Raw genomic sequence first — 11,727 nt, 5'->3', positions numbered from 1 at the left:
ATGTCGCAACATAAGGTGGTTTTGTTACTAGGAAGTAACATTGGTAATCAAAAAAATAATATCGACACGGCTTTACTCAAAATAAGCGAAGCCAGTTCCATATTAAAAAAAAGTGAATATTTAACATCAGAACCCGTAGAATTTGTCAGTTCTAATATTTTTTGTAATATTGCAATAATAATATCTACTCACCTATCACCTATTCAACTGCTTGATTATGTGAAAAAAATAGAGATTGAGATGGGTCGACTTACTGATTCTACTCTCTCTAAAGTTTATACAGACAGAATTATTGATATTGATATTGTGAAGTATGATGAGTTAAAATTTTTATCAGAAAGATTAGAAATCCCTCATAACAAACATCTTTTTAAAAGAGAATTTTCTAAGATATTATTAAAAGATTTTATTTAAAAAAATACAAACACATAAAACATATTGTATGAAATTAGGTTTATTATTATTGGCCACTTTGCCTATTGCTACTTATGCTCAAGACAGTATTTCCATAAACTCACCAAACGCATACCCCAATACGTTTTCTTCTGGTTCTGCAAATGTTCAAAAATTTGACAACAAAGCAAGAAGATTCAGAGATTGGTCCGTTTCCGTAGGTGGAGGTGCCGCTTTTATGGCTACCTCAGATCTTACTTCTTTTTATGGTAAAAAGATAAACTTGGGATACAACAGCTATGTAAGCTTAGACAAACAAATCTCGCACACTTTTGGGCTAAGCCTTGCTTACCAAAAAGGAGAAACTAATCAAAAAGGAGTACAGCTAGGCCCTCGTGGAAAAACAGCCGGTGTAGGAGAAGCAAAGACAAAATACGATCAAATTGCTCTAATAGGAGATGTTAATTTCTCTAATCTTTTAAGAAGAGTTGACAATTACTCCCATTACAGATGGGCATTACATGGGTATGGAGGAATTGGTTTCATGAGTTTCAATACTTCTTTACATGATAATGACGAATTTAGATGGAGTAATTCACCTAAAAGAGTACCTTTATTTATAGATCAAAAAATGGATCTTAGTTCATTTTACTATCAAGTGGGTGCAGGTTTAAAATATAATGTTTCAAAATTGATCGATATCGAAGCCAGAGCAATGTACATTATCAGTGGTGATGATGAATTCGATGGCGGTGGATGGGCAGGTCCTGCAGATTATGAAATAACCAGTGCCGTTTCTAAATATAATATGATCAACGACAAAAGATCAGACAATATGCTAACTGTTAATTTAGGGGTATCGTTTAAATTAGGTAAGCAATTGTCTCATTTAGCTTGGCACGATCCTTTACAAGAAGTTTATTATAGAACAAATGTACTAGACAACACGGCAAATGAGCTTGTGGTATGCGAAAAAGGAGACAATGACAACGATGGTGTTTGTGATGACTGGGACAGAGAATTGAATACTCCTGCAGGAGCGAGAGTAGATGGTGCTGGTGTAGCATTGGATATGGATCTTGACGGTGTCATCGATTTATACGACAAATGTGTTACCGTTCCTGGGTCACCAGACAATAATGGTTGCCCTATCAACTAAGCATACAGTAAAAAACTCATTTAATTAACTAAATAAATAAAAATACATACTATGAAATTAAGTTTAGCAATTGTTGCCTTAGCACTAGCTGTTCCCACAGTAAGCTATGCACAAGATTCAATAGCCGTAGTTTCTACCGACGAATATCCAAATACATTTTCTTCTGGTTCTGCCAATATTTCACCTTTCACTCAAAAATCTAAAAGATTTAATGATTGGGCGGTGTCATTTGGAGCAGGTGTACCTTTGATACAATCAGCAGATTTAACTTCCATTAAAAACGGTAACGGTAAAAATCTTTTCGGTTACTCTGCATATGTAAGTATCGATAAAGCAATTACTCATGCTTTCGGTCTTAAGGTACAATATGACAGAGGAGAAACAAGACAAGGTTGGTTTAATACAAAAGACTCTGCTCCTGACGCAAATGCAGTAGGTGCAAGAACACAATACGACGCAATCTCATTACTAGGAGACATCAATTTCTCAAACCTTTTAAGAAGGGTTGATAACAAGTCTACTTACAGATGGGCAATACACGGATATGCAGGTGTTGGTGCTTTAGCCTTTAGAGCATATCAAAAAGATGCAACCGGACAAAGCTTAGTGTCTGAAGTAAAACCTTTTAAACTTAATTCACTTTTCGGCCAAGCTGGAGCGGGGGTTAAATTTAAAGTAAACAGAAGATTAGACATTGAAACAAGACTAATGTATGTTTACTCAGGTTCTGATGAGTTTGATGGTGGTGGTGCACAATATAGTGCTATTAACCAAAGAGAAGAACAGGTTTCTGACAATTTCTTCAACGCAACCGTTGGTTTATCTTTAAAATTAGGAAAACATGAATCTCACCTAATGTGGCACGATCCATTGCAGGAAATTTATTACAAACTAGATGTTTTGGCAAATAAAAACCAAGATATTGAAGTGTGTAAAAAAGGAGATGCTGATAATGACGGAGTTTGTGACGATTGGGACAGACAGCTTGATACTCCTGCTGGTGCAAGAGTTGATGGTGCTGGTGTAGCTCTTGATGCAGATTTAGATGGAGTAATCGATCTTTACGATAAGTGTGTAACAGTTCCTGGACCAGTAGAAAACCAAGGTTGTCCTTTAGCTCCTACTGAACCAAGTGGACCGGTAAAAGAAATAACTACCAATATGGAAGGAATTGAGTTTGATTTTAATTCAGACAGAATTTTACCTAACAACACTCCTATTCTTAACAACGCCGTTAACTATATCAACTCTTCAAATGCAACATATACTGTAATTGGAGCTACTGATACAAAAGGTACAGATGAGTATAACCAAAAATTATCTGAAAGAAGAGCAAACAGTGTGAAAAATTACCTTATCAAAAATGGTGTGGGTAAAGACAAAATCAATGCTGTAGGTAGAGGTGAAAAAGACCTAAAATACCCAGAATGTGACCCTGCTGAAAAATGCCCTGAATGGAAAAACAGAGCAAACAGAAGAGTATACTTCGAAGCTAAATAATAAAAAAAATCTTATTATAAATTAAAGCCATGCATTGCGTGGCTTTTTTTGTCTCAATACTTTTCTTACATTTACCTTATGATTCTTCCGCAGTATTTTAATGAACTTAAAAAATCAACTCTTAAGCATTTTTGGGGCTATGACCATTTTAGAGATGCACAAGAACAGATTATTGATTCTGTTATCAACAGAAATGACACGTTAGTTCTACTTCCCACCGGTGCCGGAAAATCATTATGTTACCAACTTCCTGCTTTATTACAGGAAGGAACCTGTCTTGTCATTTCACCATTATTAGCATTGATGAAAGACCAGGTAAATCAATTAAAATTCAGAGGTATTGAAGCAGAGTATCTCAGCTCAGAATTGGATGAGTTTGATGCTGAAGTTATTTACAACAGATGCAAAGATGGTTTAACAAAACTACTCTATGTTTCGCCCGAAAGATTAACCAACAAAATATTTCTTCAACAGATTGAGGAGATTCAGTTATCTTTTATTGCGGTGGATGAAGCACACTGTATTTCAGAATGGGGGCAAGATTTCAGACCAAGCTATCAAAACATTAAAGATTTTAGAAAAAATAATCCTGAAATTACGTGCCTTGCATTGACAGCGACAGCGACACCTAAAGTTTTAGAAGAAATTAAAACTAAGCTAGAGCTCAAAAATCCGAAAATATTTCAGAAAAGTTTCAGCAGAGATAATATTAAAATATTCTCAGAAGAGATTTCAGATAAATTTCAAAAGGTTTTTAATATTCTGAAATATGCTAAAGAATCAGGAATCATCTATGTGAGAACCCGAAAAGACGCAGAATTACTCACCGAATTTCTTCACCGACACAAAATTCAAAATGTAGATTATTTCCATGCTGGATTGTCAACAAAAGAAAAAAATGAAAGACAGAATTTTTGGAACAACAGTAATCAAAATGTATTAATCTCAACCAATGCTTTTGGGATGGGGATTGACAAAGACAATGTGCGTTTCGTCATTCACTTCTCCCCTTCTCAGTCGATTGAAAACTATTATCAGGAAATCGGTCGTGCAGGAAGAGACGGCAAAAAAAGTTATGCCTTTATGCTTTGGAATAAGCAGGAAATTTCAAATTTCGACCAGATTCTAAAAAATCAGATTCCCAATAAAGCTGAGTTTCTAAAAATCATTTCTTATCTGTATTCTAAATTTCAGGTGGCTGAATTTGAACTTCCCGAAAAGGTTTTTCAATTAAATACCTCAGGAATCCAAAGTTTCACGAAACTTTCAAATGCAAAAATCAAAAATGTTTTAAATTTCCTTCATACTCAGGAAATTATTTTTCACAACAGTAATAAAAGTTTATCTTCTATCGAGCTTCTCATTAAACCCGATGAAATAAACCAGCTTCCACAGAAAGATGCTTATTTTATCGAACTTCTTTTGCGCAGCATTTCTGGGATTACTACACACAAAGTGATGTTTAGCGAGCAGAATGTAAGCAATAAAATAGGCGTAAGCATTCATCTGATTAAAGAGCGACTGAAAGAACTGCAGCAAAAAAACTATCTTGAATATATTGACGGAGCTTTAGCCAGTGTGAAATTTTTAAAACCACGCGACGAAAGAACCATCAACGGAATCTACTGGAAACTCTTCGAACATATTCAGAAAAACAAAATCCAGAAGTGGGAAGAAATGAAATTTTTCATCGAGGACAATCAATATTGCAAAATGAAATTGATACTCTCCTATTTCGGCGAAAAAAACACCAAAACCTGCGGACAATGTACGGTTTGCGAAAAAAATAAACAATCGATTTTCGGAAAAAATGTTTCTTTAGAAATCATCAAAGTTTTAAATAAAAAGCCAGCAACCATCGAAGAAATTTCGATACAGCTGCAATTTCATACCAAAGAAAATATTTTAGAAAATTTAATTTACTTACTGGATTCAGGAAAAGTAAAGATGCTGAATTTTAGAACCTACGCATTGACATAAATAATGAATAATTGGTAATAAGTAATTGCATTCTAAAAATTCATAACTCTTAATTTCTCACTTATAACTCAAGAGTTTTATCTTTGCATCATGAAATCATTGAAAGTCGTTTTTTTAGGCACTCCGGAGTTTGCAAAGACTGCGTTGGAAGCTATTCATCAATCTCATCATGAAATTGTAGGCGTTGTCACCGTTGCCGATAAAGCAAGCGGACGCGGACAGAAAATCAATCAGTCTCCTGTAAAGGTTTTTGCTGTAGAAAATAATCTTCCCGTTTTTCAGCCCGAAAAATTAAGAAATCCAGAATTTTTAGAAGAATTAAGAAAACTTGACGCCGATATTTTTGTGGTCGTAGCTTTCAGAATGATGCCTAAAGTTTTGTTTGAAATGCCTAAAATGGGAACTTTCAACCTTCACGCTTCATTACTTCCAGACTATAGAGGAGCTGCTCCAATCAATTATGCAGTGATTAATGGCGAAGAAAAAACAGGTGCAACTACGTTTTTTATCAACGAAAAAATTGACGAAGGAAATATTTTGTTACAGGAAGAAATTCCGGTTTTGGAAGATGAAAATGCAGGACATCTTCACGATAGGTTAATGGAAATGGGTTCAAAACTAGTAGTGAAAACTTTAGATGAATTAGCCGAAAATTCAATTATAGAAAAACCTCAGCCGGAAGTAGAACATCCAAAAAATGCGTTTAAAATATTTAAAGAAGACACCAGAATCGACTGGGCTAAAACTTCAAAAGAAGTACATCAATTTATTTTAGGAATGTCGCCCTATCCTGCAGCTTTCACCACTATAAAAATTGGAGAAGAAGAAAAAGGTTTAAAAATATTTGGCGGTAAATTTGAACTTTCAGACCATGAAAAACCTGTCGGAAGTTTAGAAATTTCTAAAAATGATTTTAAAATCTATACCAAAGACGGCATTTATTATCCTTTAGAATTACAGCTGGAAGGAAAAAAAAGAATGAATATCAAAGATTTCCTAAACGGATTTAGGAATTTCGACGAAATAAAAATGGCTTGAGTAAATCAAGCCATTTTTTATATATCAATTGTGAATTTTCTTTGCAATCAATCTACTTCATTTGTCAATTTTAGAATCTTAAAAATTCACTTGCGAAGCAAAATTAACCATTAACCATTCACATTTCACTTTTAAAGCTGAACCATCTCTGTCACCTCAACATCATAACCACCAACTTGAGGTTTTACGCTAGGGTTTTGAGTGATTACTTTAAACTTATTAATTCCTAAATTCTTCAGAATCTGAGTTCCTATTCCGTAATCTCTATAGTTGAAAGCAGCTGTAGGATGCTTTTGTTGACCATCCTGATAATTTAAAAACTGCTGTAGTTTTCTCAAGGTATTTTCAGAATTAGAAACATTATTAATGAAAATAATTGCTCCCTTTCCAGCTTCATTCACCATTGATGTTACTTTTTCTAATAATGGCTTTTCACCGTTATTCAATCTCGTTAAAACATCAAAATAAGAATCAGAAGACTGTACTCTTACCAAAACAGGCTCATCTACCGTCCAAGACCCTTTTGTTAGAGCAAAGTGAATCTGGTCATTAGAAGTCTCTCTGAAAGCACAGAAATCGAACTCACCATAAGCAGTTTGCACTTTTCTTTCCTCAATTCTTTCGATAAGATTTCCTTTTTTAAGCTGATAATGAATCAAATCTTCAATAGATACAATTTTCATATCATGCTTCTGAGCAAAAACATGTAGGTCTGGCAAACGAGACATAGAACCGTCTTCGTTCATAATCTCACAGATTACGCCACCTTCTTTTAAACCAGCCAAGCCAGTTAAATCAATGGCAGCTTCAGTGTGACCTGCTCTTTTCAACACGCCTCCTTTTCTTGCACGAAGCGGGAAAATATGACCCGGACGCATAAAATCTGTTGGTTTAGATTTCTCATCCATCAAAGCTAAAATAGTTTTCGCTCTGTCTCCTGCAGAAATTCCTGTAGAAGTTCCGTCACCCAAAAGGTCAACAGAAACGGTAAAAGCAGTCTCTTTAGGGTCGCTGCTACGGCTTACCATCACATCAAGACCTAATTCATCACATCTTTTCTCAGGAAGTGGCATACAAATCAATCCTCTTCCGTGGACTGCCATAAAATTAATTAATGCAGGGGTCGTTAATTCAGCAGCACAAAGAAAATCACCTTCATTTTCTCTGTCTTCATCATCTACTACTATGATTATTTTACCATTTTTAAGGTCTTCAATCGCCTCTGGAATAGTATTTAATTTAATATCTGACATTTTTACTTTAAATTTTTGCAAAGATACTTAATAAAATAAGCATCAACAATTAATATGAATGGTTTGTTTTACTGTTTAAATTAACCTCAAAAGTCGCAAACCATTTTAACACATAAGTCATATAAGATTTAATGACTAACGTTGAAAATATTTTAGAGCACATAAGTTTCGAAAATCAAAGATTTTCTTTCATTTCTCATATGACTTTAACAAAATCTCATAGGAGAAATTTTCACTATATCCAATATCAATATCTCGAAAACAAACCATTTTAAAAATCTTTGATTTTCATCTCATGTGTTCTAAAATATTTTCAAAACTAAAAAAACTCTCTGTGACTAATGTGTTAATTAAACAATGAATCTGTAGCCTTTCGGATAATTTCGTAAGACTCTAATCTTTTCTGATGGTCATAAATATGAGAGTTAATCATCAACTCATCCACCTGATATTTTTCCTGAAAGTTTTTAATCTGTTCAGCAATTTCTTCCTGATTCCCAATAAAACTAAATTTCAATTTCTGTAAAACCATCGATTTTTCCATGGCTGACCAAACTGTATCCATATCTTCAATAGGCGCAGGAAAAGGTTTTCTGTCGTTTCTTATAATATTGATAAATGCCTGAAACAATGTTGTAGAAAGAAAATGTGCTTCTTCGGAAGTTTCCGCAGCAATTCCGTTCACGCAAGCCAAAACAAAAGGTTTATCTAAATATTTTGAAGGCTCGAAATGCTCTCTATAAATTTTAAAAGCCATATCCATTTGTTCGGGAGCAAAATGTCCGGCAAAAGCATAAGGCAATCCCAATTCTGCGGCCAACCAAGCACTGTCTGTACTCGAACCGAGAATATACATCGGAATATCCAATCCTTCGCCGGGAATTGCACGCACCAACGCATTAGAATTTTCCTTAGAAAAATATTTCTGCAATTCTAAAATCTGTCTCGGAAATTGTTCGTTGATACTCGCAGGATTTCTTCCTAAAGCTTGAGCCGTTAAACCATCTGTTCCGGGAGCTCTTCCCAAACCAAGGTCGATTCTTCCGGGAAAAAGTGATTCTAAAGTACCAAATTGTTCAGCAATAACGAGCGAACTGTGATTGGGAAGCATAATTCCGCCAGAGCCTACTCTTATTTTTTTTGTTCCGTTGGCGATAAAGCCAATCAGAACTGAAGTTGCGGAGCTGGCAATATTTTCCATATTGTGATGTTCGGCAAGCCAAAATCTTTTATAATCTAAATTTTCAGTAAAATTCGCTAAAGACAAACTGTCCTGAAAAGTATCGTGAATGGTTTTCCCTTGTTTTACAGGAGCCAAATCAAGCACGGATATATCAAAATGTTTCATATTGATTTGTTTATTTTTTCAAAGGTGATGATTATCTCCTTCGGCAATTTCATTTCTAATTAATTTGAAAACGCAAAGTTAAAGCTAATAAATCGCATTAGTTACTTTTTGTAATTGATGGAATTAATTGGTGTGTTGTGTGAAAAACTATAAATAGTTAGGCATTAAAAAACGATGGGCTAAGTTTTTAATTTGTATTTTAGAATTCGAAATAAGTTTTTAATTATAATTTTTATTAAAATGGGAATAATTGTAAGTTATAGTGTTGTTTCAGATGAGAATATAGTTAAAGAAGTTGAGGAAAATATGAATACAAAAATTTCAATTGAGGATATTATTAATCAGTATTCAAATAAAATAGAATCTTTTACTACTTATGTAAAAACATGGGATCCGCTTTATTTTCTGCTTTATCAATTATCTTCTAATAAACATTTTTTAAAGCTTAGAGAGTACCATCGAAGTCCTGAAACAAACGAATACACAAAAGTTTTTTCTAAAGAAGAGGTTTATGAATTATTTAAAGAACTGCAAAATATTAATTTAGAGGCTTTGATTATTTCTTTAGACAATGAGGGTTTTAAGAAAGATATTTCAACAGAAGAGGGATATAATATGGAATTAATTTTTAATATTGAAGGTATTTTTATTGAATTTAATGAATTGAAAAATGCTGTAAATAAAGCTTATACTTTAAAATCTAAACTTATTCAGATATTATTTCCCTAAAACAATTAAAAAACAGCCATGCAATCAAAAATAATGTATCTCGAAAACAAATCTAAAGGTCATCACGGATTGGTTTTGTAGAATTTTCAAAATCTGGACAAACCATTTATTTTGATGAAAAAGGATTCAGTTTTTACCGAATCCTCTTATTTTAACTATTATTTTTCTCCTTCTGATGCGTAAAATGATTAATCAAAATCCTGATTTCATTAAACTCAAAATTATTTGGTAGTGCTGTTTTCCATTCATTTAATGTTTCTTTTGGTTCTCTGTGAAACATTTCCTGAAACGCTTTTATTTTATCTGAAGTAATGACTCTTGAAATATCCAATAACCCTTGTTCGGCAAATTTTGCCAAATGACCAATGACCGTTTCTTTTACCAAACCTCTTTCCAAAGCGACTTCTGCAATAGTTTTCCCTTGTTCAAACAATTGGAAAGTTAAAACCTGAGACGGAACTTTTGCAATTTTCATGCTGATTTCTTTGTCATTTTTTTCATCCAGAAGTTTGGTTTCCAACAAATGAATTTCCTTTAGGCTATTCAAGTATTCCTCAATATCTTCCAGCCAATCTTTCAATTCTTCATTGTATTGTTTTAATCCTTTTGCACCTTTTATTTCAGCATAAAAATCCTTCAAAGGATTAAAAACTTTATCTCTGATTTCTGTAAAAAAGAAATTGACAGCACCTTTTGATTTATTTTCAATTTCTGACCAATCTTCTTTCTTTTCAATAAATAAATTAACTTTCTGGAAAATAATACGCTCCAGCTTTTCGAAAATCTTCCCTAAATTTAAAACATCGCGTTTTAATTGAAGATACAATTGACTTGCTTTTTTACGGTCAATACTTTTATTAACAATCGAAATATTATTCCACTGCTCTACTTCTTTCAAAAACCATTGACAATCGACTGTACGAAGTACTTTTCTGATGCTGTAATCGTATTTTTCTTGATTTAAAATACTTTCTACATTATCATTTGCCTGCGTTTCACCCTGAAATTTCAGAATACGGTTGTCTTTAAAAATAACTTCGGGAGTAATTTTTGATTTTAAAACAATTCCTTCCAACGTTCGACAACGTGACAAAGCCACATAAACCTGGCCCGCCGTAAAACTTTTTCCGGCATCAATTATCACTTTATCAAACGTTAAACCCTGACTTTTATGAATCGTAACCGCCCAAGCCAATTTTATAGGAAACTGTTCAAAACTTCCTAAAACTTCTTCTTTAATATTTTTATCAGTGTCTAGAGAATATTTTTTCTGTTCCCAGACTTCTCTTTTTACGGTAATTTCACGCTCACTTCCTTCAAGAATTACTTTGATTTCATTATCGTCCAGAGAAGAAATTTCACCCAATTTACCGTTGAAATATTTCTTTTCTCCCGTAATATCATTTCTGATAAACATAATTTGAGCACCAATTTTCAATTCTAAAAACTGCTCATTTGGATATTGATTTTCTTTAAACTCACCAAAAAGTTTAGCTTCGTAAGTATTAGGACTTACTTTTATATCTTTCAGCTTTTCCTGATTGATATCGTCTGCCATTTTGTTGTGCGAACAGAGATAAACGTAAGGTTCTTCTCCGGCTTCAAAACCAGGGTCATATCTTTCATTCAAATGATTAAAATCGATATTGGCAACATCACCATCCCGAATAGCATTCAAAATTCCCAAAAATTCTTCATCGGTTTGACGGTAAACTTTTGTTAACTCAATCGTTAAAAGAGGGATATCTTTAATCGCCAAACTATCGAAAAAGAAAGGCGAATTGTAAAACATTTTTAAGACATGCTCATCTCTCACCACCGGCGGAAGCTGATACAAATCTCCGATAAACAACATCTGAACACCCCCAAAACGCTGGTTATTTCTACGGATAAATCTCAAAGAAAAATCCATCATATCTAAAACATCGGCACGAAGCATCGAAACCTCATCAATAATTAAAACCTCAACTTCTCTTAAAAGTTTAAGCTTATCTTTTCGGTATCTGAAATGCTGCTGAAGGTCAGTAATATTATTGGCAATACTACTGTCGATGCGGTCTGCTGTTGGCAAAAACGTACGCAAAGGCAACCCAAACATCGAGTGGATGGTGACTCCGCCTGCATTGATGGCAGCAATCCCGGTAGGTGCTACAACAATGTGCTTTTTTTTCGTTTTCTTTACAAATTCGTTTAGAAATGTGGTCTTACCCGTCCCTGCTTTTCCTGTAAGAAAAACGCTTCGGCTGGTATATTCAATTAAGTCAAAAAAATGATTGTTCATCGCGTGCAAAATTACGGAAAATGTGGATAGGCATAAACTTTGATTC

At 33.9% G+C, this 11,727-nt stretch carries 9 protein-coding genes; 6 read left to right on the top strand and 3 right to left on the bottom strand.

Translation table 11 applies throughout. The features are described 5' to 3' along the window. From folK to fmt, 5 genes are all read left to right on the top strand, one after another. Nucleotides 1-414, top strand: coding sequence for a 2-amino-4-hydroxy-6-hydroxymethyldihydropteridine diphosphokinase (gene folK, locus LO744_RS04715; RefSeq protein ID WP_230667424.1), 414 nt, complete (start codon nucleotides 1-3; stop codon nucleotides 412-414). Between the two features lie 28 nt (nucleotides 415-442). Next, the gene (locus tag LO744_RS04710; protein ID WP_230667423.1) at nucleotides 443-1,552 is read left to right on the top strand and encodes an outer membrane beta-barrel protein; all 1,110 of its coding nucleotides are present in this window, start codon (nucleotides 443-445) and stop codon (nucleotides 1,550-1,552) included. Nucleotides 1,553-1,603: 51 nt separating this feature from the next. Next, complete coding sequence (locus LO744_RS04705; RefSeq protein ID WP_230667422.1) at nucleotides 1,604-3,052, top strand: OmpA family protein; 1,449 nt, start codon at nucleotides 1,604-1,606, stop codon at nucleotides 3,050-3,052. A gap of 78 nt (nucleotides 3,053-3,130) precedes the next feature. After that, nucleotides 3,131-5,032: a RecQ family ATP-dependent DNA helicase gene (locus tag LO744_RS04700; RefSeq protein WP_230667421.1), complete on the top strand. Its 1,902-nt coding sequence runs from the start codon at nucleotides 3,131-3,133 to the stop codon at nucleotides 5,030-5,032. Nucleotides 5,033-5,122: 90 nt separating this feature from the next. Then, the gene (fmt, locus tag LO744_RS04695; RefSeq protein ID WP_230667420.1) at nucleotides 5,123-6,070 is read left to right on the top strand and encodes a methionyl-tRNA formyltransferase; all 948 of its coding nucleotides are present in this window, start codon (nucleotides 5,123-5,125) and stop codon (nucleotides 6,068-6,070) included. Nucleotides 6,071-6,201: 131 nt separating this feature from the next. Here fmt and ribB read toward each other — a convergent pair whose 3' ends face one another. Together ribB and LO744_RS04685 are read right to left on the bottom strand one after the other, a co-directional pair. Further along, nucleotides 6,202-7,323, bottom strand: a complete 1,122-nt coding sequence (ribB, locus tag LO744_RS04690; RefSeq protein ID WP_230667419.1) for a 3,4-dihydroxy-2-butanone-4-phosphate synthase — start codon at nucleotides 7,321-7,323, stop codon at nucleotides 6,202-6,204. 346 nt (nucleotides 7,324-7,669) lie between these two features. Next, complete coding sequence (locus tag LO744_RS04685) at nucleotides 7,670-8,671, bottom strand: LLM class flavin-dependent oxidoreductase (RefSeq protein ID WP_230667418.1); 1,002 nt, start codon at nucleotides 8,669-8,671, stop codon at nucleotides 7,670-7,672. Nucleotides 8,672-8,911: 240 nt separating this feature from the next. On the opposite strand from LO744_RS04685, the gene LO744_RS04680 reads away from it, so the two are divergent. Continuing rightward, a complete protein-coding gene (locus LO744_RS04680) occupies nucleotides 8,912-9,400 on the top strand; it encodes a DUF1877 family protein (RefSeq protein ID WP_230667417.1) in 489 nt (162 codons plus the stop codon). Between the two features lie 151 nt (nucleotides 9,401-9,551). Here LO744_RS04680 and LO744_RS04675 read toward each other — a convergent pair whose 3' ends face one another. Next, entirely contained in the window at nucleotides 9,552-11,681 is a 2,130-nt protein-coding gene (locus LO744_RS04675; RefSeq protein WP_230667416.1) for a helix-turn-helix domain-containing protein, read from the bottom strand. Nucleotides 11,682-11,727: the final 46 nt, after the last annotated feature.

This window comes from Chryseobacterium turcicum (assembly GCF_021010565.1).
Classification (GTDB): domain Bacteria; phylum Bacteroidota; class Bacteroidia; order Flavobacteriales; family Weeksellaceae; genus Chryseobacterium; species Chryseobacterium turcicum.
Note: the sequence above shows the minus strand (reverse complement) of the source record. Positions and strands in the feature narration are given on the sequence as shown.

What these genes read in the sequence shown, in the direction of transcription:
- LO744_RS04710 (WP_230667423.1), top strand. Translation starts at nt 443, where the DNA reads ATGAAATTAGGTTTATTATTATTGGCCACTTTGCCTATTGCTACTTAT.
- folK (WP_230667424.1), top strand. Translation starts at nt 1, where the DNA reads ATGTCGCAACATAAGGTGGTTTTGTTACTAGGAAGTAACATTGGTAAT.
- LO744_RS04675 (WP_230667416.1), bottom strand. Translation starts at nt 11,681, where the DNA reads ATGAACAATCATTTTTTTGACTTAATTGAATATACCAGCCGAAGCGTT.
- LO744_RS04680 (WP_230667417.1), top strand. Translation starts at nt 8,912, where the DNA reads ATGGGAATAATTGTAAGTTATAGTGTTGTTTCAGATGAGAATATAGTT.
- fmt (WP_230667420.1), top strand. Translation starts at nt 5,123, where the DNA reads ATGAAATCATTGAAAGTCGTTTTTTTAGGCACTCCGGAGTTTGCAAAG.
- LO744_RS04700 (WP_230667421.1), top strand. Translation starts at nt 3,131, where the DNA reads ATGATTCTTCCGCAGTATTTTAATGAACTTAAAAAATCAACTCTTAAG.
- LO744_RS04705 (WP_230667422.1), top strand. Translation starts at nt 1,604, where the DNA reads ATGAAATTAAGTTTAGCAATTGTTGCCTTAGCACTAGCTGTTCCCACA.
- LO744_RS04685 (WP_230667418.1), bottom strand. Translation starts at nt 8,671, where the DNA reads ATGAAACATTTTGATATATCCGTGCTTGATTTGGCTCCTGTAAAACAA.
- ribB (WP_230667419.1), bottom strand. Translation starts at nt 7,323, where the DNA reads ATGTCAGATATTAAATTAAATACTATTCCAGAGGCGATTGAAGACCTT.